The sequence below is a fragment of the Microbacterium sufflavum genome, from assembly GCF_023101165.1.
Lineage (GTDB): Bacteria > Actinomycetota > Actinomycetes > Actinomycetales > Microbacteriaceae > Microbacterium > Microbacterium sufflavum.
The window spans coordinates 2,417,977-2,438,527 of the sequence record NZ_CP078076.1 but is presented as its reverse complement, the minus strand read 5'-3'; the positions used below and the strand labels follow the sequence as shown (position 1 = coordinate 2,438,527).

20 protein-coding genes are annotated in these 20,551 nt (G+C 71.5%); 7 read left to right on the top strand and 13 right to left on the bottom strand.

What is annotated here, in order from left to right; all coding sequences use genetic code 11:
* Positions 1-4: 4 nt before the first annotated feature.
* From KV394_RS11795 to KV394_RS11785, 3 genes are read right to left on the bottom strand one after another with little or no spacing between them, the layout of a single operon-like run.
* Positions 5-340, bottom strand: a complete 336-nt coding sequence (locus KV394_RS11795; protein WP_136044556.1) for a thiamine-binding protein — start codon at positions 338-340, stop codon at positions 5-7.
* Positions 341-344: 4 nt separating this feature from the next.
* Positions 345-1,583: a hypothetical protein gene (locus tag KV394_RS11790; RefSeq protein ID WP_247981513.1), complete on the bottom strand. Its 1,239-nt coding sequence runs from the start codon at positions 1,581-1,583 to the stop codon at positions 345-347.
* On the bottom strand, positions 1,580-2,413 hold the full coding sequence (locus tag KV394_RS11785; RefSeq protein ID WP_247981512.1) for an NAD(P)H-hydrate dehydratase: 834 nt from the start codon (positions 2,411-2,413) through the stop codon (positions 1,580-1,582). The genes KV394_RS11790 and KV394_RS11785 overlap by 4 nt, the downstream gene beginning before the upstream one ends.
* A 55-nt stretch (positions 2,414-2,468) precedes the next feature.
* On the opposite strand from KV394_RS11785, the gene KV394_RS11780 reads away from it, so the two are divergent.
* Complete coding sequence (locus tag KV394_RS11780) at positions 2,469-3,536, top strand: NADH:flavin oxidoreductase/NADH oxidase (protein WP_206251452.1); 1,068 nt, start codon at positions 2,469-2,471, stop codon at positions 3,534-3,536.
* A 69-nt stretch (positions 3,537-3,605) separates the two neighbouring features.
* On the opposite strand, the gene KV394_RS11775 is transcribed toward KV394_RS11780, so the two are convergent.
* The 3 genes from KV394_RS11775 to guaB1 form a co-directional block, all read right to left on the bottom strand.
* Complete coding sequence (locus tag KV394_RS11775; RefSeq protein WP_136035230.1) at positions 3,606-4,667, bottom strand: hemolysin family protein; 1,062 nt, start codon at positions 4,665-4,667, stop codon at positions 3,606-3,608.
* Positions 4,664-5,983: a hemolysin family protein gene (locus tag KV394_RS11770; RefSeq protein WP_136030868.1), complete on the bottom strand. Its 1,320-nt coding sequence runs from the start codon at positions 5,981-5,983 to the stop codon at positions 4,664-4,666. The genes KV394_RS11775 and KV394_RS11770 overlap by 4 nt, the downstream gene beginning before the upstream one ends.
* Positions 5,984-6,094: 111 nt before the next feature.
* Positions 6,095-7,549, bottom strand: coding sequence for a GMP reductase (guaB1, locus tag KV394_RS11765; protein ID WP_247981511.1), 1,455 nt, complete (start codon positions 7,547-7,549; stop codon positions 6,095-6,097).
* Between the two features lie 162 nt (positions 7,550-7,711).
* Between guaB1 and KV394_RS11760 the strand changes: the two genes are divergently transcribed.
* On the top strand, positions 7,712-11,404 hold the full coding sequence (locus tag KV394_RS11760) for a multifunctional oxoglutarate decarboxylase/oxoglutarate dehydrogenase thiamine pyrophosphate-binding subunit/dihydrolipoyllysine-residue succinyltransferase subunit (protein ID WP_136030864.1): 3,693 nt from the start codon (positions 7,712-7,714) through the stop codon (positions 11,402-11,404).
* 69 nt (positions 11,405-11,473) lie between these two features.
* Here KV394_RS11760 and KV394_RS11755 read toward each other — a convergent pair whose 3' ends face one another.
* The 3 genes from KV394_RS11755 to KV394_RS11745 are packed head-to-tail and all read right to left on the bottom strand — an operon-like array spanning position 11,474 to position 13,722.
* The gene (locus KV394_RS11755) at positions 11,474-12,775 is read right to left on the bottom strand and encodes a GNAT family N-acetyltransferase (RefSeq protein ID WP_247981510.1); all 1,302 of its coding nucleotides are present in this window, start codon (positions 12,773-12,775) and stop codon (positions 11,474-11,476) included.
* Between the two features lie 42 nt (positions 12,776-12,817).
* Positions 12,818-13,063, bottom strand: coding sequence for a zf-HC2 domain-containing protein (locus KV394_RS11750; RefSeq protein WP_136032923.1), 246 nt, complete (start codon positions 13,061-13,063; stop codon positions 12,818-12,820).
* A complete protein-coding gene (locus KV394_RS11745; RefSeq protein ID WP_136032921.1) occupies positions 13,060-13,722 on the bottom strand; it encodes a sigma-70 family RNA polymerase sigma factor in 663 nt (220 codons plus the stop codon). Before KV394_RS11745 ends, KV394_RS11750 begins: the two co-directional genes overlap by 4 nt.
* A 71-nt stretch (positions 13,723-13,793) precedes the next feature.
* Between KV394_RS11745 and aroA the strand changes: the two genes are divergently transcribed.
* Genes aroA through bcp form a run of 3 tightly spaced genes read left to right on the top strand, consistent with a single transcriptional unit; the run spans position 13,794 to position 16,663 of the window.
* Entirely contained in the window at positions 13,794-15,110 is a 1,317-nt protein-coding gene (gene aroA, locus KV394_RS11740) for a 3-phosphoshikimate 1-carboxyvinyltransferase (protein WP_136032919.1), read from the top strand.
* A gap of 2 nt (positions 15,111-15,112) precedes the next feature.
* Positions 15,113-16,180 (top strand): ribosome small subunit-dependent GTPase A, encoded by a 1,068-nt coding sequence (rsgA, locus tag KV394_RS11735; protein ID WP_136032917.1) that lies wholly within the window; start codon positions 15,113-15,115, stop codon positions 16,178-16,180.
* 9 nt (positions 16,181-16,189) lie between these two features.
* Positions 16,190-16,663: a thioredoxin-dependent thiol peroxidase gene (gene bcp / locus KV394_RS11730; RefSeq protein ID WP_206251464.1), complete on the top strand. Its 474-nt coding sequence runs from the start codon at positions 16,190-16,192 to the stop codon at positions 16,661-16,663.
* Positions 16,664-16,681: 18 nt separating this feature from the next.
* Here bcp and KV394_RS11725 read toward each other — a convergent pair whose 3' ends face one another.
* The gene (locus KV394_RS11725; RefSeq protein WP_136045625.1) at positions 16,682-17,068 is read right to left on the bottom strand and encodes a hypothetical protein; all 387 of its coding nucleotides are present in this window, start codon (positions 17,066-17,068) and stop codon (positions 16,682-16,684) included.
* A gap of 229 nt (positions 17,069-17,297) precedes the next feature.
* Here KV394_RS11725 and KV394_RS11720 point away from each other — a divergent pair, with 229 nt between their 5' ends.
* The gene (locus tag KV394_RS11720) at positions 17,298-17,546 is read left to right on the top strand and encodes a WhiB family transcriptional regulator (protein ID WP_017203224.1); all 249 of its coding nucleotides are present in this window, start codon (positions 17,298-17,300) and stop codon (positions 17,544-17,546) included.
* Positions 17,547-17,606: 60 nt separating this feature from the next.
* On the opposite strand, the gene KV394_RS11715 is transcribed toward KV394_RS11720, so the two are convergent.
* Positions 17,607-19,091: a sensor histidine kinase gene (locus tag KV394_RS11715; RefSeq protein ID WP_136032911.1), complete on the bottom strand. Its 1,485-nt coding sequence runs from the start codon at positions 19,089-19,091 to the stop codon at positions 17,607-17,609.
* A gap of 24 nt (positions 19,092-19,115) precedes the next feature.
* Positions 19,116-19,502, bottom strand: coding sequence for an Rv3235 family protein (locus tag KV394_RS17415; RefSeq protein ID WP_136032908.1), 387 nt, complete (start codon positions 19,500-19,502; stop codon positions 19,116-19,118).
* 127 nt (positions 19,503-19,629) lie between these two features.
* On the opposite strand from KV394_RS17415, the gene KV394_RS11705 reads away from it, so the two are divergent.
* Positions 19,630-20,241, top strand: coding sequence for a hypothetical protein (locus tag KV394_RS11705; protein WP_136032906.1), 612 nt, complete (start codon positions 19,630-19,632; stop codon positions 20,239-20,241).
* Here the strand turns inward: KV394_RS11705 and KV394_RS11700 are convergent.
* On the bottom strand, positions 20,229-20,507 hold the full coding sequence (locus KV394_RS11700) for a helix-turn-helix domain-containing protein (RefSeq protein ID WP_136032904.1): 279 nt from the start codon (positions 20,505-20,507) through the stop codon (positions 20,229-20,231). The two genes, KV394_RS11705 and KV394_RS11700, sit on opposite strands and share 13 nt — an antisense overlap.
* Between the last annotated feature and the right edge of the window lie 44 nt (positions 20,508-20,551).

Sequence of the window (20,551 nt, the reverse complement as noted above, 5' to 3'; positions counted from 1 at the left end):
CAGCTTAGCGGGCGTCGGCCTCGTCGATCGCCGCCTCCAGGCGCTCGACCTTCGCGTCGAGCTCGCCCGAGTACCCCGGACGGATGTCGGCCTTGAGCACGAGGGACACGCGGGAGCCGAACGGCATGACCGCCTCGGTCGCACGCTTGACCACGTCCATCACGGTGTCCCAGTCGGGGCCCTCGATCTCGGTGAACATGCTCGTCGTGCGGTGCGGGAGCCCGGAGGCGCGCACCACGCGCACGGCGGCGGCCACCGCGTCGTGGACGGAGGCGTCGGAGCGGTCGACGGCACCGTCGGCCGGTGTGCCGCTGGGGGCGACGGAGAAGGCGATCAGCATGGGTTCACTCCTTGGTTCGAGGGGGACGGACGGCGGGAACGCGCAGGACGGCGCGCAAGCTCACGACGGTCAGGACGATGAGCAGCACGTTGCGCAGCGTGAGCAGCAGCACGGGCACGGGCTCGGCCCGCAGCAGCGCGTCGTAGGTGAGCGGGTAGATCAGGCACGTGACCAGGCACAGCGCCAGCACCAGCACGGCGGGCACCGTCGCGCGCGCCCTGTCCCACACGATCCAGAGGATCACGGGCGCGAGAAGCCAGGTCTGGAACTGCGGCGACCCCACCTTATTGCCGACGATCAGCACCGTCACGAGCGCGAGCGCGAGCGGCGGGAACAACCGGCCGAACACCGCACCGCGCGTGGCCGTGACCGCCCCGAGGGCGGTGACCGCGACGACCGCCACGGCCATCAGCGGCGTGAGGACCGCGGCGACCGCATCGACGCCCGGCGCGGTGATCTGGAACGTGAGGATGTCGAAGCTGTACTCGATGCGGGCGGCACCGGCCACCGCGAGCCACAGGAACGGCGTCGCCGCGACCGCCTCGATCTGCAGGCCGCGACCGGTCTGCGCGGTGAGGAACCCGAGGATCTCCGACCGGGCACCGAGCAGCACGAGCCCCCCGAGCACGACGGCCGTGACCACCAGCGCCGCCAGGAGCTGCCGCCACCGCCGGCGCCCGGCCACCACCGCCGCGAGCAGCAGCGCGCCCGGCCAGATCTTGATCCACGCGCCGACCGTCAGGAGGGCAGCGGCGAGCGCGGGCCGCGACAGCAGCCACAGGCCGGCGACGACCGCGATCGGCACGGTGACCGCGTCGATCCGGTACAGCGCGATGGGTCCGAGCAGCAGGAGCGCGGCGCACCAGAACCACGCCGCGGCCGTGCGCGCCCGGCCCGGACGACGCCCGACCAGCACGGCGAACGCGACAGCATCGAGCACGCCCACCAGCACCGCCCAGGCGACGAGGTACGCGGATGAGACGCCGAGCAGGGGCACGAGCGGGGTGGCCAGGAGCCCGGTGAGCAGCATCGGCAGCAGCGCGAGCTGGGGGTACACCCACGGTTCGGTGACGCCCACGACCGGGCCGCCGCCGAGCGCCGCCGACGACCAGGGCTCGTACACCAGCACGACGTCGCCCATCGGCTGGCTCGGGTAGATCCACCCCGCGAGCGCGGTGAGCAGGTGCACCAGGAGGAAGGCGGCCCACAGCGCGATCGTCCGGGCGGGCACGCGCCGGGTCACGACAGGACGTCCGCGATCGCGAGGGGCAGCGCCTCCGCCACGTCCAGCGCGACGATCGGGTGGCCCGTGCCGCCCCCACCCACCCCCGCGGCGATGCGCGCGGCGTGCCCGTGCAGCCAGGTGCCGGCCGCGGCCACCTCGGCGAGCGGGGCACAGGGGTTGGCCGCGATCACGGCCCCGAGCACGCCGGCCAGCACATCGCCCGTGCCCGCGGTCGCGAGCCACCCGGTGCCCGCGTCCACGGCGATCACCGGGCCGTCGGGCCCCGCGATCAGCGTGCGGGCCCCTTTGCGCAGCACGACGCCGTGCAGCTCGGCGGCCATCCGTCGCACCTCGGCCGCCGTGTCCTGATCCGCGTCGGCGAGACCGAGGCGCTCCCGAAGCCGGGCGAACTCCCCCGCGTGCGGGGTCACGACGACGGGCGCGGTCGCGCCGGACGCCAGGTCGAGTGCGCCGGCGTCGATCACGACCGGGGCCGTGCCCGACACGATCTCGCGCAGCGCCCGCGCCTCGGCGTCCGTCCGCTCCTCGGGGTCGGTGCCGGATCCGATGACCCACGCACCCACCCGGGTGCGCCCGGTGTCGGGCCCGCCCACGGTCTCCGGGCGGCGGGCGAGCACGGCGTCGATCACGCGCTGCTCTCCCGCATACCGCACGAAGCCCGCGCCGGCGCGCCATGCGGCCTCGACCCCGAGCACGGCGGCCCCGGGGTACGCGGGCGAACCGGTGCGCAGGGCCACCACGCCGCGCGAGTACTTGTCGTCGTCGCGCGTCGCGGCGCGGACGAACCGGGCCGTGTCGACGCGTGACCACTCGCGCGCTTCGCTCATGCCTCCACGTTAGCGGGCGGCCCCGCCGCCTCCCGAGCCCCGGTAGCGTCGAACCGTGAGCCTCCTCTTCTCCCCGTTGACCATCCGCTCGACCACGTTCCGCAACCGCCTGTGGGTCTCCCCGATGTGCATGTACAGCGCCCTCGACGGCGTCGCGCAGGAGTGGCACCACGCCCACCTGGCGCAGTTCGCCTCGGGCGGCGCCGGGCTGATCGTCGCCGAGGCCACCGCCGTGGTGCCGGAGGGTCGCATCTCGCCGCGCGACCTCGGGCTGTGGACCGACGAGCAGCGCGACGCCCTCGCCCCCGTCGTCCGGGCGATCCACGACCGGGGCTCGCTCGCCGGCATCCAGCTCGCGCACGCGGGTCGCAAGGCGTCGACATGGTGGCCGTGGGCGCCCGAGCGCGGCTCCGTGCCCGCGACCGAGGGCGGCTGGACCACCGTGGCTCCGTCCGCCGTGGCCTTCGACGGGTTCGCGGATCCGGTCGCCCTCGACGCGGCGGGCATCGACCGCGTGGTCGAGGCGTTCGCCACGTCGGCGCGGCGCGCGCTCGACGCCGGCTTCGACGTGCTGGAGCTGCACGGCGCGCACGGCTACCTGCTGCACCAGTTCCTGTCACCGCTGTCGAACCACCGCGACGACGAGTACGGCGGCTCGCTCCACAACCGTGCCCGGCTGCTGCTGCGGGTGCTCGACGCCGTGCGCGCGACCGCCGGCGACGACGTCCCGGTGTTCGTGCGGATCTCGGCGACCGACCACGCCGAGGGCGGGTTCACGCCCGACGAGGCCGCAGTGGTCGGGGCGTGGGCGACCGAGCACGGCGCCGACCTGATCGATGTGTCCAGCGGCGGGCTCGTCGCGCACCAGCGCATCGCCGTGTCGCCCGGCTACCAGGTGCCGCTCGCGGAGACCGTGCGCCAGGGCGGCCGCATCCCGGTGTCGGCGGTCGGTCTCATCACCGCGGCCGCACAGGCCGAGCAGGTGCTGGCGGACGGCGCGGCGGATGCGATCTTCGCCGGTCGGGAGTGGCTGCGCGACCCGCACTTCGCGCTGCGTGCGGCGCACGAGCTCGGTGCCGAGGTCGCGTGGCCGCCGCAGTACGAGCGCGCCCGCTGGCGCTGAACCGCCTCTCGACGACGAAGGCCGCCGCCCCATCGGGAACGGCGGCCTTCGCGCTGGACGGCTGCGGTGTCAGTGCCCGCGCACGCGCCGCGTCGCGTCCTGCACCTCACCGACGAGCTCCTCCAGGATGTCCTCCAGGAACAGCACCGCCGTCGTCTCGCCCGCCGAGTCGCGCACCTTCGCCAGGTGACGGCCGGCGCGTCGCATCACGGCGAGCGCGTCCTCCAGGTCGGTGTCCTCCTGCACGGGGACCATGTGGTGGATCCGCTTGCCCGGGATCGGCTCGTGCACCTTCGTGTCCGCGTCCGGCCCCTCCGAGGCGCGCAGGATGTCCTTCAGGTGCACGTACCCGATCGGGGTGTCCTCGTCGTCGACGATCACGTAGCGCGAGAACCCGTAGCGGGCCACGGCCTTCTCGATGTCGTCCGGCGTCGTGGTCTGCGGCAGCGTCACGAGGTCGCCCAGCGGCACCGCCACGTCGCGCGCCTTCTTGTCGGTGAACTCGACGGCGGCGGTCACGGTGCCCGCGGTGTCCATCAGCACGCCCTCGCGACGGGACTGGCTCACGATCGTGGCCACCTCGTCGAGCGTGAAGGTCGAGGCCGCCTCGTTCTTCGGCTCGACGCGGAACAGCCGCAGCACGCCGTTGGCTGCCGCGTTGAGCAGCCAGATCACCGGCATGAACACCTTCGAGATCCAGACCAGCGGCGACGCGAGGATCAGCACCGCGCGGTCGGGCACCGAGAACGCCAGGTTCTTCGGCACCATCTCGCCGAACACCACGTGCAGGAACGAGACGACGAGCAGCGCGATCACGAACGAGACCACGTCGACCGCGCCGTCGGCCCAGCCCAGCGCGTGCATCGGCACCGCGAGCAGGTGGTGGATCGCCGGCTCCGACACGTTCAGGATCAGCAGGGAGCAGATCGTGATGCCCAGCTGCGAGGTCGCGAGCATGAGCGTGGCGTGCTCCATCGCGTACAGCGCCGTCTTCGCGGCCCGGGACCCGCGCTCGGCGCGCGGCTCGATCTGCGAGCGCCGCGCGGAGATCACCGCGAACTCCGCGCCGACGAAGAACGCGTTCGCCGCCAGCAGCACGACCAGCCAGGCGAGGCCGACCCAGTCGCTCATCGCGACACCTCCTCGGCCTCGAGGGAGTCCGGTCTGGGCACGTAGCGCACCCGGTCCACCCGGCGGCCGTCCATCCGGACGACGTGCAGCGTGCCGCTCTCCAGCGGCACCTCGTCGCCGACGACCGGCACGCGCTCCAGCACGCTCATGACGTAGCCGCCCACGGTGTCGTACACGTCGCCCTCCGGCACGTCGACGCCCGCACGGCTGCGCAGCTCATCGGGGCGCAGCTCGCCGGGGAACGTGATCCCGTCGCGGTTGCGGATGATGCCGGCCCGCGTGCGGTCGTGCTCGTCGGACACCTCGCCCACGAGCTCCTCCACCAGGTCCTCCAGGGTCACGATGCCCGCCGTGCCCCCGTACTCGTCGACCACGACGGCCAGCTGGTAGCCGCGGCCACGGAGGTCGGAGATCAGCGCGTCGACGTGGGCGGTCTCCGGCACGCGCAGCGGCTCGGTCGCCAGGGCGCCGACGGGCACCTCGGCCCGCCGCTCCCGAGGGACGGCGATCGCGGCCTTCAGGTGCACGACGCCGGTGATGTCGTCGAGGTCCTCGTCGAACACCGGGAAGCGGCTGTGGCCCGTGCGGCGCGCGAGCTGGATCACGTCGTCGACCGAGTCGCCCGCGGCGATCGCGTGCATGCTCGGACGGGCCGTCATGACGTCGGCGGCCGTGAGGCGCGAGAACGTCAGGGTGCGGTCGAGCAGGGTGGCCGTGTCGGCCTCCAGCAGCCCGGCGCTGGCGGAGCGGCGCACGAGAGACGACAGCTCCTCCGCGCTCCTGGCACCGGACAGCTCTTCCTTGGGTTCGATCCCCATGCCGCGCAGCACGCCGTTCGCGCTGCCGTTGAGCACCACGATCGCGGGCTTGAACACGGCCGTGAACGCGGTCTGGAACGGGATCACGAGCTTCGCTGTCGCCAGGGGCAGCGCGAGCGCGAAGTTCTTCGGGACCAGCTCACCGAGGATCATCGACAGCACGGTGGCCACGAACATCGCCACGACGGTCGCGATCGGGGCGACCGCGGCCTCGGGGATGCTCCAGGCGACGAGCGTCGGGCGCAGGAGGTTCGACAGCGCCGGCTCCATCGTGTAACCGGTGAGCAGCGTGGTCAGCGTGATGCCGAGCTGCGCGGACGACAGGTGCGTCGAGGTGTGCTTGAGAGCGCTGATCGTGAGCGAGAGCCGGGATTCGCCCCGGGCCTGTCGCGCCTCCAGTTCGGCCCGGTCGAGATTGACCAGGGCGAACTCGCTCGCGACGAAGAGGCCGGTGCCGACCGTGAGCAGGAGCCCCACGCCCAACATGATGAAATCCATCAGCTATTCCTCTCCGCGGAGAGTTCGGGACGGTGGGGCGATGTTCGGCAACTGGGGGGGTCGTCCATAGTGCGCTCGATTCTACAGAACGCCGCCGTGACCGCGCCCGTGCTACCAGCTCACCGGCAGCGCCTTGCCCTCCTCGTAGCCGGCCGCGGACTGCAGGCCGACCAGCGCGCGCTCGTGGAACTCCGGCACGGTCGCGGCACCCGCGTACGTGAACGACGACCGCACGCCGGACGTGATCATGTCGAGCAGGTCCTCCACACCCGGCCGCAGCGGGTCGAGGTAGATCTTCGAGGAGGAGATGCCCTCGGCGAACAGCTCCTTGCGGGCGCGCTCGTATGCGTCGAGGCGCTCGAACCGCGCCTGCACGGCCTTGGTCGACGCCATCCCCCACGACTCCTTGAACAGGCGGCCCTCCGCGTCGCGCTGCAGCTCGCCCGGCGCCTCGATCGTGCCGGCGAACCACGAGCCGATCATCACCGAGGCCGCGCCGGCTGCCAGTGCGAGAGCGACGTCGCGCGGGTAGCGCACTCCCCCGTCCGCCCACACGTGCGCTCCGGCCTCGCGGGCGGCCTGCGCCGTCTCCAGCACCGCCGAGAACTGCGGGCGCCCCACGGCGGTCATCATGCGCGTCGTGCACATCGCGCCGGGGCCGACGCCGACCTTGAGGATCGTGGCCCCCGCATCGACAAGGTCGCGCACGCCGTCGGCCGTGACGATGTTGCCCGCGACGATCGGGAGGCCGAGGCCGAGCTCGGCCACCGTGCGCAGTGCGCGGAGCATGCCCTCCTGGTGGCCGTGGGCGGTGTCGAGCACCAGCACGTCCACCCCGGCACCGGCGAGCGCGCGGGCCTTCGCGGCGACGTCGCCGTTGATGCCGACCGCCGCGGCCACCGCGAGTCGTCCATCCGCGTCGACGGCGGGGCGGTACAGTGTGGCGCGGAGGGCGCTGCGGGCGCTCAGCGTGCCGACGAGGTGCCCGTGGTGGACCACGGTGACCATGTCGACGTCCGCCTCGGTGATCACGTCGAACGCGTGCCGCTCCGAGCCGATGTCGTCGGCGTCGATCGACGGGCTGCCGCGGTGGACAAGGTCGCCCAGCTGCGCGTCGGGGAGGGCGGTCGCGAGGCGGGTCGCCGGCAGGATGCCGAGGATCCGCTCCACGTCGATCGGGCCGGACCCGTGGGCGACCACGATCCCGTGACCGCTGGTGGCCGGCAGCAGTCGCAGCGCCTCGGCCACCGTGGCGTGCGGGGGCAGCACGATCGGCGTGTCCCACAGCACGGGCTGGCTCTTCACATCGCGGATCGCCGCGTCGAGCTCCTGCAGCGGGAGGTCCTGCGGCAGCACGCCGAGCGCACCGCGCCGGGCGAGCACCGCGGCGAGGCGGGGCCCGGTGACCGAGTTCATGTTCGCGGCCACCAGCGGCAGGGTCGCCGGGGTGCCGTCGTGCGGGGCCAGATCGACCTGGAGCCGACTGGTGACGCCCGACCGGCGCGGCACCAGGAAGACGTCCGAATAGGTCAGATCGACGGTGGGCTGCGCGCCTGAGAACTCCATGCCTCCACGGTACCGAGATCGGGACGGCGCGGGCGGGTGGCTTCGACGATTACCCGGGCGAAACAGGTTAGGCTTGGTGGTCGAGAGTGTGCGCGCCCGAACGCATTCCTGCGTCGTGCCTCCGCACCGAAGATCTTCAGCGATGAAAGAGGGCGATAGAGCGTGTCGAACCAGGTGACCGGCGTCGGTGGCGACGGGGGGTTCGGAGCCAATTCCTGGCTCGTCGAAGAGCTCTACGAGCAGTTCAAGGAGAACCGCGACTCGGTCGACAAGGAGTGGTGGCCCATCCTGGAGCAGTACCACTCCGAGGCCACGGCCGCCGGGACGAGCGCGACCGGATCCGCTCCGGCTGACACCGCAGCCGCACCCGCGCATCCGGTCACCGCGCCCATCCCCGTGATCGGTGCGCAGCCTGTCGCCCGCACCACGGCCAAGCCCGCCGCGGCCGCCCCGATCCCCGCGCAGGCGCCGAAGCCCAAGCCCGAGTCGAAGGAGCCGGTCGAGTCCTCCGAAGAGGACAAGGTCACGCCGCTGCGCGGTCTGCCCAAGACCCTCGCCGCGAACATGGACGAGTCGCTCACCGTCCCCACCGCGACCAGCGTCCGCACCGTCCCCGCCAAGCTGATGATCGACAACCGCATCGTCATCAACAACCACATGGCCCGCACGCGCGGCGGCAAGGTCAGCTTCACGCACCTCATCGGCTGGGCGCTCATCCGCACGCTCGACGAGTTCCGCAGCCAGAACGTGTTCTACGCCGAGGTCGACGGCAAGCCCTCCGTCGTCGCCCCCGCGCACGTCAACCTCGGCATCGCGATCGACCTGCCCAAGCCCGACGGCACGCGCGCCCTCATGGTGCCGAGCATCAAGCGCGCCGACACCATGACCTTCACCGAGTACCTCGCCGCGTACGAGGACCTGGTCACCCGCGCCCGCGGCAACAAGCTCACCGCCACCGACTTCCAGGGCACCACGGTGTCGCTCACCAACCCGGGCGGCATCGGCACGGTGCACTCGGTGCCGCGTCTCATGAAGGGCCAGGGCTGCATCATCGGCGCCGGCGCCCTCGAGTACCCGGCCGAGTTCCAGGGCGCGAGCGAGAAGACGCTCAACGAGCTCGCCATCGGCAAGACCATCACGCTCACCAGCACCTACGACCACCGTGTCATCCAGGGCGCAGGGTCCGGCGAGTTCCTGAAGAAGGTGCACGAGCTGCTGATCGGGCAGCGCGGGTTCTACGACGACATCTTCGCCGCGCTGCGCATCCCGTACGCGCCGATCCGCTGGAACCCCGACATCGCCGTCGACCTGGCCGAGCGCGTCGACAAGCAGTCCCGCGTGCAGGAGCTGATCAACTCCTTCCGCGTGCGCGGCCACCTGATGGCCGACATCGACCCGCTCGAGTACGTGCAGCGCTCGCACCCCGACCTGGAGATCGAGAGCCACGGGCTGACCTTCTGGGACCTCGACCGCGAGTTCGTCACGGGCGGCTTCGGCGGGCGCCGCGTGGCGAAGCTGCGCGACATCCTCGGCGTGCTGCGCGACTCGTACTGCCGCACGCTCGGCATCGAGTACATGCACATCCAGGACCCGGAGCAGCGCCGCTGGTTCCAGGAGAAGGTCGAGGTCAAGTACCAGAAGCCCGGCCACGACGAGCAGCTGCGGGTGCTCCGCAAGCTGAACGAGGCCGAGGCGTTCGAGACCTTCCTGCAGACGAAGTTCGTCGGCCAGAAGCGGTTCTCGCTGGAGGGCGGCGAGTCGCTCATCCCGCTGCTCGACGAGATCCTCCAGGGCGCGGCGACCGCGGGCCTCGAGGGCGCGGCGATCGGCATGGCCCACCGCGGCCGCCTCAACGTGCTGACCAACATCGCAGGCAAGACCTACGGCCAGGTGTTCCGGGAGTTCGAGGGCACGCAGATGCCCGGCAACCAGCGCGGCTCCGGCGACGTGAAGTACCACCTCGGCACGGAGGGCACGTTCGTCGCCGACGACGGCTCCTCGCTCCCGGTGTACCTCGCCGCCAACCCCTCGCACCTCGAGACCGTCGACGGCGTGCTGGAGGGCATCGTCCGCGCCAAGCAGGACCGTAAGCCGATCGGCACGTTCGCCTGGCTGCCCATCCTCGTGCACGGCGACGCGGCCTTCGCCGGTCAGGGCGTCGTCGTGGAGACCCTGCAGATGTCGCAGCTGCGCGGCTACCGCACGGGCGGCACCATCCACGTCGTGGTCAACAACCAGGTGGGCTTCACGACCACCCCGAGCGACGCCCGCACCTCGGTGTACGCGACCGACGTGGCCAAGACGATCCAGGCGCCCATCTTCCACGTGAACGGCGACGACCCCGAGGCCGTCATCCACGTCGCGCAGCTGGCGTTCGAGTACCGCGAGCGCTTCCACCGCGACGTCGTGATCGACCTGGTCTGCTACCGCCGTCGCGGTCACAACGAGGGCGACGACCCGTCGATGACGCAGCCGCTCATGACCGACCTCATCCAGGCCAAGCGGTCGGTGCGCCGCCTGTACACGGAGTCGCTGGTCGGTCGCGGTGACATCACCGAGGAGGAGTACGACGAGGCCAAGGCCGACTTCCAGAACCGCCTGGAGATCGCTTTCGCCGAGACGCACGCCGCCGAGACGGGTGCCACGCCGATCGCGCCCGAGCTCCCGCCGGTCGAGGACCAGGTGGGCGCACCCGAGATCACCGGCGTCCCCGCCGAGGTCATCCAGCTGATCGGTGACGCGTTCGTGAACAAGCCCGAGGGCTTCACGGTGCACCCGAAGATCCAGCAGCTGCTGGAGAAGCGCCTCGACATGAGCCGCAACGGCAACATCGACTGGGGCTTCGGCGAGCTCCTCGCCTTCGGGTCGCTGCTGGTCGAGGGCACCCCGGTGCGGCTCGCCGGACAGGACTCGCGCCGCGGCACGTTCGTCCAGCGCCACGCCGCGCTGCACGACCGCGCGAACGGCCAGGAGTGGCTGCCGCTGTCGAACCTGTCCGACGCGCAGGGCCGCTTCTTCGTCTACGACTCCCTGCTCAGCGAGTACGCCGCGCTCGGGTTCGAGTACGGCTACTCGGTCGAGGCGCCCGAAGCGCTCGTGCTGTGGGAGGCGCAATTCGGTGACTTCGTCAACGGCGCCCAGTCGGTCATCGACGAGTACATCTCCGCCGCCGAGCAGAAGTGGGGTCAGCAGTCCAGCGTCACGCTCCTGCTCCCCCACGGCTACGAGGGCCAGGGACCGGATCACTCCTCCGCCCGCATCGAGCGCTTCCTGCAGCTGTGCGCTCAGGAGAACATGATCGTCGCGCGTCCGTCGACCCCCGCCTCGCACTTCCACCTGCTGCGCCGCCAGGCCTACGCCCGGCCGCGCAAGCCTTTGATCGTGTTCACCCCGAAGGCGATGCTGCGCCTGCGCGGGGCGACGAGCCCGGTCGAGGCCTTCACGCAGGGCCGTTTCGAGCCGGTCATCGACGACGACCGCGGTCTCGACCGTTCGGCCGTCAAGCGCGTGCTCGTGCACTCGGGCAAGGTGCACTGGGATCTGCGCGCCGAGCTGGAGAAGAACCCGAACCCCGAGGTGGCCCTGGTGCGCCTGGAGCAGCTGTACCCGACGCCGATCGACGAGCTCAAGGCCATCACCGACTCCTACCCGAACGCCGAGCTCGTGTGGGTGCAGGAGGAGCCGGAGAACCAGGGTGCCTGGCCGTTCCTCGCGCTCGCATTCGCGGATGTCCCCGGCGACCGCACGTTCCGTCCGATCTCGCGCCCGGCGTCCGCTTCGCCCGCGACCGGATCGTCGAAGGTGCACGCCGCGGAGCAGGCGACGCTGCTGCGCTCGGCCGTCACCCTCGGCTGACCGTTCGGCCGCAACGGGCGCCGCGACCACTCGGTCGCGGCGCCCGTTCCCGTTGCGGCGAGGGCGGTCTCAGTACCAGATGTCGAGCGACGGGGCGGGGAACGCGGCCAGGGCCCGGTCGAGCGCCCCCACGGCCTCCGGGGAGCCGCTGATGCGGCCGGCACCCGCCAGCGAGGCCGCGCGCACGCTGCCCGCGTACAGCGACGACAGCGCCGACACCGAGAGCGTGACGTCCGCCTCCTCGCCCGAGGCCGACTCGACCTCGGCACGCCCCGCGCCGTCCACCCGCATGCGCCACTCCCCATCGGAGAAGCCCAGCGGGTCTTCCACCCGGATCACGACGTCGAGCGGAGACGAGTACCGGCGCCCCACGAGGGCGGCAGGCACATCGAGGATGCGCAGCCAGCCGTGGTCGTGCACGATCTGGGTGACGCCGCGCGGGTCGGCGACCAGCCACGGCAGCGCATCATCGAGCGGGCGCAGGTCGGCGGTCACCTCGTCCACCAGGTCGTGCTGCAGCGCGAACCGCCACAGCATCGCGGTCGACTCCGGAGTCTCGGCGACCAGCAGTCGCACGTGCAGGGCGAACCTGAACGACTCGCCCTTCTCGCTGACCGCGTACACCATCACGCCGCGGACCACGCCGTCGGCGTCGACGTGTCGTACGCCCCGCACGCGGTCACGGTCGGTGTCCGACGACTGCAGACCGGCGAGGCCCGTCCAGCGCGCACGCCACCCCGGCACCTGTCCCGACCGCGCACCGCGCGAGCGCTCGTGCACCGCGCCGAGCTCCTGTGCGAGCTGCTCACGATCAAGGTACTCGATGCGCCCCTGCGGTGCGGGGCCGTCCCAGCCCGCGCGACGCGTATCGACCGTGAACCGCGCGACCGGCACGGCAGACCCGAATCCGTAGCGGCCGTAGATCGTCGCCTCCGACGCCGTGAGCCCGGCGACCGCGACCCCGGCGTCTGCGGCGGCGCGCAGCTCGCCCTCCAGCAGGGCGCGGGCGATACCGCGGCGCCGGTGCGTCCCGGAGACCGTGACCCCGCTGATCGCCCACAGGCCGATCTCGCCGCCGGGCACCGTCATGGGCGTCACCCAGGAGTCGATCGTGGCGACGGGGTGCGGCGCGGTCGCCGCATCGCGCTCATAGACCCCGATGTTGCGGCGGCTGCGCACGGTGGGCAGCCCGTCCGCAAGAGTCTCGGCGGTGGGTTCCGCGCCCAGGAAGCCACGGGCCAGCGCGCGCTGGAACGCTTCGACCGCCGCGGCGTCATCCAGGTCGAGCACCCGGTAGTCGAGCCCCTCCCCTGCCAGACGGTCGACGGAGGTCTGATCGGCGGGGATCCCGCGTGCATCGATGAGGGCCATGCGACCAGCCTATTGGCCGCCGCCGACGCGCGAGCGGGCCAGTCAGTGCTGCGCGGCCTGCACCTCGCGCAGGCGGGCGAACACCTGGTCGCGCAGCTCCTCGGGAGCGGTCTCCTTGCAGGCGCGCGCCACGACCTCGGTGAGGGTGGTGGCCACGAGCGCCTCGTCCCGGCAGGACGGGCAGTTCTCGAGATGCTCGCGGATCTCGGCGTGCTCGGTCTTGCACACCTCGTTGCGGAGGTACTCCTCCAGATCCTGACGGGCCTTGTCGCAGCCGCAGTCGCTCATTTCGTGCTCCTCGGTTCAGCCGCGGCGATGCCTCGCTCGGCGGCATAGTCGGCCAGCAGCTCCCGCAGCATCCGCCTGCCACGGTGCAGACGGCTCATCACGGTGCCGATGGGGGTCTTCATGATGTCGGCGATCTCCTGATACGCGAAGCCCTCGACATCCGCCAGATACACCGCCAGCCGGAAGTCCTCCGGGACGGCCTGCAGCGCATCCTTCACGACCGAGGCCGGCATGCGGTCGATCGCCTCGGCTTCGGCGGAGCGACTGTGCGAGGCGGTGGTCGACTCGGCACCGCCGAGCTGCCAGTCCTCGAGCTCGTCGATGGTGCCCTGGAACGGCTCGCGCTGACGCTTGCGGTAGATGTTGATGTACGTGTTCGTCAGGATGCGGTACAGCCAGGCCTTGAGGTTCGTGCCCTGGGAGAAGGTCGACCACGACCCGTACGCCTTCACGAAGGTCTCCTGCACCAGGTCGGCGGCGTCCGCCGGGTTCCTGGTCATGCGCATGGCCGCCGCGTACAGCTGGTCCATGAAGGGGAGCGCCTGCTCCTCGAACTCGCGTCGAGGGTCGCCGACGGTGTCTGCGGTTGCGGTGTCATCCATCACCGGCCAGTCTAGGCCGCGGAGGTCGATCACCTCGCGCTCCAACGTCGCGGGCATGCCCATCCCTTCCTGCCTCGGGTGCGCCGCTTCTCACGATGACGGCGTCCTGTTTACTAAGGTGAGAACCGATGAGCGCCAAAAGGTATTCCCCCTCCCGTGTGCAGGGCGCCTATCCCGCGCCCACCACCGACGCGCCGGTGCGCGCCGAGCTCACGATCCCCGGATCGAAGTCTCTGACGAACCGTGAGCTCATCATCGCGGCGATCGCCGACGGTCCGGGGCGTCTGATCGCCCCGCTCCACAGCGACGACTCCCAGCGCATGATCGAGGCCCTGCGCGCCCTCGGCGTCGGCGTGGAGGAGGTCGACGGCGGTCACGAGTTCGGTCCCGATCTGGTCGTCACCCCGGCGAAGCTACACGGCGGTGTCACCATCGACTGCGGTCAGGCGGGCACGGTCATGCGTTTCATCTCCCCGCTCGCGGGTCTCGCCGAGAACGACGTGCACCTCACGGCCCACGAGACCGCGCTGCATCGTCCGATGGGCGGCCTGATCAGCGCCCTGCGCGACCTCGGGGTCGACATCGACGACGAGGGCACCTGGGCGCTGCCGTTCACCATCCGCGGGCACGGCCGGATCCGCGGCGGCCGGGTCGAGATCGACGCCTCCGCCTCGAGCCAGTTCGTGTCGGGCCTGCTGCTCGCCGCCCCGCGCTTCGATGTCGGCCTGCACCTCGTGCACACGGGCGAGCGGCTGCCGAGCCTGCCCCACATCGACATGACGATCGAGGCGCTGAGCCGCCGCGGCATCCGCATCGAGCGCCCGGCCGTCGGCGAGTGGCTGGTCGAGGCCGGCGTGCCGCGTGCGAAGGAGATCGCGATCGAGCCGGATCTGTCGAACGCCGCGCCGTTCCTCGCCGCCGCGCTCGTCACGGGCGGAGCGGTGTCGATCACCGGCTGGCCGGCGCACTCGACGCAGCCCGGCGCGCTCCTGCCGGAGATCCTGCAGAGCGCCGGCGCCCACGTGTCCCGCCACGGTGGCACCCTCACGGTGCGCGCGGGCACGAGCATCCGCGGCCTCGACATCGACCTCTCCGCGGCGAGCGAGCTCACGCCCACACTGGTCGGTCTCGCGGCATTCGCAGAGTCCCCGACCACGATCCGCGGCATCGGGCACATCCGCCTGCACGAGACCGACCGCATCGCGGCGCTCGTAGGGAACCTGCGCGCGCTGGGCGGCACCGCCGAGGAGCTTCCCGACGGCCTGCGGATCGTGCCCTCCCCCCTGCGCGGGGGTACGTGGCCCGCGCACCACGATCACCGTATGGCGACGACGGGGGCCCTCATCGGACTGCGGGTGCCCGGCGTCGAGATCGATGACATCGGCACGACCGCGAAGACCCTCCCGGAGTTCACGATGCTCTGGGAGCGGATGCTGCGAGGCTGACGGTGAGCTGGCTCGACGACACCGACCTCGACGACGACTTCGAGGAGTACGACGAGAGCGCGATCCGCACGCGTCCGAACCCGAAGGCGAACCGTCCGCGCACCAAGCGCCGACCAGCGCACGAGGACGCCCAGATCGGCCGCGTGCTCGGCGTCGATCGTGGACGCTATTCCGTCCTCCTCGACGAGGGCACGGCCGAGGAGCACACGATCACGGCCGCGCGCGCTCGCGAACTGCGGCGCACGCCGATCGTGACCGGCGATCAGGCTCGCGTCGTGGGCGACACCTCGGGCGCCGAGGGCACGCTCGGGCGGATCGTGGGCATCCTCGACCGCACGTCCCTGCTGCGCCGCAGCGCCGACGACACCGACCAGGTCGAACGCGTGATCGTGGCCAACGCCGACCAGATGCTCGTGGTCGTCGCCGCCGCCGACCCGGAGCCGAGGGCCCGCCTGGTCGACCGCTACCTCGTCGCGGCGCTCGACGCGGGCATCCGCCCGCTGCTGGTCGTGACGAAGACCGACCTCGCCGACCCCGCGGAGTTCCTCGCCCACTTCGACGGCCTCGACCTGCGCGTCTTCACCAGCGCACGCGACGAGATGCCCGTGGCGGAGATCGGCGAGGCGCTGGTCGGCCACTCGACCGTCTTCGTCGGTCACTCCGGCGTCGGGAAGTCGACGCTCGTCAACGCGCTGGTCCCGTCCGCCGGCCGCGCGACTGGTCACGTCAACCAGGTCACCGGCCGTGGGCGCCACACCTCCTCGTCGACCGTGTCGCTGCGCTACGAGGGTCCGGACGGCACGGGATGGGTCATCGACACTCCCGGTGTGCGCTCGTTCGGCCTCGGACACGTCGATCCCGCCAACATCCTGGCGGCGTTCACGGAACTCGCCGTGATCGCGGAGAACTGCCCCCGAGGCTGCACCCACCTGCCCGATGCGCCGGACTGCGCCCTCATCGAGGCCGCGGAGCGCGGAGAGCTGAGCGAGACGGGCCGCGCGCGCCTCGACTCGCTGCAGCGCCTCCTGCAGACGTTCGCCGACAAGGCGGAGCAGACTCCCGGCCGATAAAGTGGACGGGTGACTGAGCGCCTGGAACCCGGTACTGCCGCCCCCGACTTCACCCTCCTCGACCAGGACGGGAACCCCGTCTCCCTGGCCGACCTGCGCGGCCGCAAGACCGTGCTCTACTTCTACCCCGCTGCGATGACCCCCGGGTGCACGACCGAGGCCTGCGACTTCCGCGACAGCATCTCGTCGCTGCAGGGTGCCGGCTACCAGGTCGTCGGGGTCTCTCGCGACGACCCCGCCACCCTGACCACCTTCCGCGAACGCGACGGTCTCACGTTCCCGCTGCTCAGCGACCCCGACCACGCGGTCCACGAGGCGTACGGCGCCTGGGGCGAGAAGATGAACTACGGCAAGGTGGTCGAGGGCGTGATCCGTTCGACCTTCGTGCTCGACGAGGAGGGCGTGATCACGCTCGCGCAGTACAACGTGAAGGCCACGGGCCACGTGGCGCGACTGCGCAAGCAGCTCGGCATCGACGCGTGAGCATGGCGCCGTGGGGCGTCACTCCGCCCCGCGGCGCTCGCCTTCGCGTCGCGCGCTGGAGATGAGCAGCGCGAAGCCGACGACTCCCGGAACCGCGAGTCCCAGCACGAACGCCCACGGCACCGGCTGCACCGTGAGCGATCCCAGCGCCAGGGCGACCGCGAGCACCTGAGCCACCACCCCGCCGGAGCGCGCCCACGACCGCCCGGAACGCGTCCCCACGGCGAACGCGACGAGGGCCGCTGCGCCGATCAGGGTCAGCACGATGAGCGCGATCGCCGTCGTCGACGACGCCGCGTCCCCCGCACCGAGACCGGCCACCTCGATCGCCGCGAACACGACGAGCGCGGCGGCTTCCAGAGCGAGCACCGCGGACGCGGCGAGGGCGATTCCCGGTGCGCGCACGGGGTCCTCCTGGGGGTGCAAAGCAGAGAAAACCCTTGATTTCAGGGTATCCATGTAACAGAATAGAGAAAGTCATGTGCTCCCACAGCGGCGTGGGGCGAACGTTCGCGTTCGCATCACAATCGGCGGGCATCCGCCCGCATCTCAACAGGGTAGCGGAACCCGAACCGCCGCCCGAATCGAGAAGTCGCATCGCGACATCTCATGAAATCCACACCGAGGAGCCCCCATGGACTGGCGCGATAAGGCCGCCTGCCTGACCGTCGACCCCGAGCTTTTCTTTCCCGTCGGCAACACCGGACCGGCCGTCGACCAGATCGAGAAGGCCAAGACGGTCTGCGCCACGTGCACCGTCACCGAGATCTGCCTGCAGTACGCCCTGGAGACCAGCCAGGACTCGGGCGTCTGGGGCGGCCTGTCCGAGGACGAGCGCCGCGCACTCAAGCGCCGCGCCGCCCGCGCCCGCCGCGCCTCCTGACGACTTCGAAGCGGCCTGAGATCAGATCTCAGGCCGCTTCCGTCTGTCCGGTGTCCGCGTTCAGCGCTCCAGCCATCGCAGCGGGATGTCGATGACCACCTCGGTGCCCTCACCCTCGCTGCCGCGCCACTCGATCGACCCGCCGAGCTCCCCCTGGATGAGCGTGCGGATGATCTGCGTGCCGAGGCCCTGACCGACGCGCCCCTCCGGCAGCCCGTGGCCGGTGTCGCGCACGGTGACGCGGAGGTTGTCCTCGGTGCGCTGGGCGTCGATGGTCACCGAGCCCTCCTGACCCGCGAGCCCGTGCTCCACTGCGTTCGTGACGACCTCCGTCAGCGCGAGGGCGAGCGGCGTGGCATACTCGCTCGGGAGCACCCCGAAGCGCCCCGTCGACTGCGTACGAGCCCGAGTGTTCGGCGCGGACGCCACCTCTGCGACCAGCTTGAGGACCCGATCGAACACCTCGTCGAAGTCGACCTTCTGGGTGAGTCCCTGGGCCAGCGTGTCGTGCACGACGGCGATCGCGTCGACCCGGCGCATGGCCTGCGTGAGCGCGTCTCGGGCCTCGTCGGAGTGCGTGCGACGCGCCTGGATCCGTAGCAGCGACGCCACGGTCTGCAGGTTGTTCTTCACCCGGTGGTGGATCTCCCGGATGGTCGCGTCCTTCGTGATCAGCTCCTGCTCCTGATGCCGCAGTTCCGAGACATCGCGGCAGAGCACGATCGCGCCGATGCGGGTGCCGTGGTCCTTCAGCGGGATCGCGCGCAACGAGACGGTCACACCGCGCGCCTCGATGTCGGTGCGCCACGGTGCGCGGCCGGTGACGACGACCGGCAGCGACTCGTCGACCTGCCGCGAGGGCGGTACCAGCCGGGTCGTGACCTCCGCGAGCGATTCCCCCTCGAGCTCGTCGTCGAATCCCATGCGGTTGAACGCCGAGAGCGCGTTCGGGCTCGCGAAGGTGGTGATCCCGTCGACGTCGATGCGGATCAGGCCGTCGGACGCACGCGGCGCTCCGCGACGGGGTGAGGTCGGTGCGGCCGGGTCGGGGAAGCTGCCGTCCGCGATCATGCGGAACAGGTCGTTCGCGCACTCGTCGAACGTGATCTGCTGCCGCGACGGCGTGCGGACCTCGCCGAGGTTGGTGTGGCGGGTCACGACCCCGATGACGGAGGGCGCCACGTCGTCGCCGCGGCGGGTGATCACGATCGGAACCGCCCGCACGCGCGTGGGCGTCTCCTCGAACCAATCCGGCGAGGAGGAGTCCACGATCTCCGCCGACTCGAAAGCGCCCTGGACCTGCGTGCGCCACTGCGGACGAACACGCTCGCCGACGATGTCCCGGTAGAACAGCGTCGCCGCGCCGCTCGGACGGGCGTGGGCGACGGCGATGAAGGACCCGTCCTCCGTCTGGATCCACAGCACGATGTCCGCGGAGGCCAGGTCGGCGAGGAGCTGACCGTCACCGGCAAGACGGTGCAGCCACTCGATGTCGTCGTCGGTCAGAAGGCCCTGGGTCTGGGCGAGGTCGCTGAGGGTTGACACCTACCCAGCCTAGGCCGCACCGCCTCAGAGGATGGCCAGCGACGTCGCCCGCCATCGTCGATCGAGCCCTTCGAGTCGCACCGCGACCGCCCTGGTCCGTCCGGGACCTGCCACGACGACGACCGCTTCGATCACGCCGTCGACCGGCTCCGTGACCCGGAGCGAACGGATCACGAACGTCGGTCGCGCCGGCGGCACACCCCGCGCGCTCCTCGCCCGTGCCGCCAGGTTCGAACGCACGACCAGACTCCGGTACGCGTCCTCGCTGAACCATCGCGCGAGCTGATCGATCTCCCGCACACCGGCGAGCACTTCCAGGACGCCGTGCGTGAGACGGCGCAGCAGCGGTGCGGGATCGGGAAGCTGACGCGTGGGCGTCGGCTGCGGGGCGAAGTACTCGTGAAGCATCATGGCGAACTCTCCGGTCGGCGGACGAACGGCGACAGTCGAGCACGCGCGAGCACCCGCGCGGGGGCGATCAGCGGAACTATGTGGATAACTCGTACATCCGACCCGCGCTCCCCCTACGCTCTGTCGGGTGCACTGGGACCGCCTCTTCGACGACCTCGAGAGCCAGCTCGCCTCGGAGTGGGAGGCGGAGCGCGCCGCGCTGGATGCGGAGTCCGAGCGGCTCCGCATCTCCCGACTCGACCTGCACTCGCGTCTCCGGCAGCTCTGCGCCGCCGACGCCGACGCGGTCGTCGACCTGGCGGACGGCCACCGGCTTCCGGTGACGCTCCGATCCCTCGGCGTCGACTGGATCGCAGCGGTCTCGCGGGTACCGCAGGAGGCGAGGGCTGCCGCGTCGGCCCTGCTGATTCCCCTCCCCGCGATCACGGGTCTCGCCGTCGACCACGGCGCCATGCTCTCCAGCCTCGACGAGCATCGGCCCGCCGAGCGCACCCTCCGCGAGCGTATGCCGATCGGCTTCGTGCTGCGCGACCTCGCGCGACGACGCGTACCCGTCCACCTGACCACACGGCACGGAGACGACGTGCACGGCACGATCGATCGCGCCGCCGCCGATCACCTTGATCTGGCGCTGCACGACACCGGGGAGTCGCGGCGAGCCGCTGCGGTGCGCGGGTTCCGCATCGTCCCGTACGCGGCGCTCGTCGTCGTGCGCTTCTCCGGCGATCAGCGCGTGTGAGCCGCGGACGTTCCCCACACCTCGGGGAAGCTCGCGGTCTGCGACTGACGCCACAGCGCCATCCTGCGTGCCTCTTCCGACTGCTCGGCGAGGTACCCCTCGATGCTGGCCTCCTCCACGCGCCAGCGCGCGGGCGAACCCAGTTGCGCGCCGCGCAGTCGCCCCTCGTGGATGAGGCCGATCACCTCGGCCACGTCGATGCTCAGGAGCTCCGCGACCTGCGCGGGAGCGAGGAACTGCGGTGCGGGGGTCGGAGCGGGTGTCATACCCACATTCTGGTCGAGGGGCTACCGACGGGGGCGGGTGTCCC

Coding starts and splice junctions, on each gene's coding strand:
- KV394_RS11795 (WP_136044556.1), bottom strand. CDS start 340: ATGCTGATCGCCTTCTCCGTCGCCCCCAGCGGCACACCGGCCGACGGT.
- KV394_RS11785 (WP_247981512.1), bottom strand. CDS start 2,413: ATGAGCGAAGCGCGCGAGTGGTCACGCGTCGACACGGCCCGGTTCGTC.
- KV394_RS11775 (WP_136035230.1), bottom strand. CDS start 4,667: ATGAGCGACTGGGTCGGCCTCGCCTGGCTGGTCGTGCTGCTGGCGGCG.
- KV394_RS11770 (WP_136030868.1), bottom strand. CDS start 5,983: ATGGATTTCATCATGTTGGGCGTGGGGCTCCTGCTCACGGTCGGCACC.
- guaB1 (WP_247981511.1), bottom strand. CDS start 7,549: ATGGAGTTCTCAGGCGCGCAGCCCACCGTCGATCTGACCTATTCGGAC.
- KV394_RS11755 (WP_247981510.1), bottom strand. CDS start 12,775: ATGGCCCTCATCGATGCACGCGGGATCCCCGCCGATCAGACCTCCGTC.
- KV394_RS11750 (WP_136032923.1), bottom strand. CDS start 13,063: ATGAGCGACTGCGGCTGCGACAAGGCCCGTCAGGATCTGGAGGAGTAC.
- KV394_RS11745 (WP_136032921.1), bottom strand. CDS start 13,722: ATGCCCGCGACGTTGGAGCGCGAGGTGATCGACCTCCGCGGCCTAGAC.
- aroA (WP_136032919.1), top strand. CDS start 13,794: ATGAGCGCCAAAAGGTATTCCCCCTCCCGTGTGCAGGGCGCCTATCCC.
- KV394_RS11720 (WP_017203224.1), top strand. CDS start 17,298: ATGGACTGGCGCGATAAGGCCGCCTGCCTGACCGTCGACCCCGAGCTT.
- KV394_RS17415 (WP_136032908.1), bottom strand. CDS start 19,502: ATGATGCTTCACGAGTACTTCGCCCCGCAGCCGACGCCCACGCGTCAG.
- KV394_RS11700 (WP_136032904.1), bottom strand. CDS start 20,507: ATGACACCCGCTCCGACCCCCGCACCGCAGTTCCTCGCTCCCGCGCAG.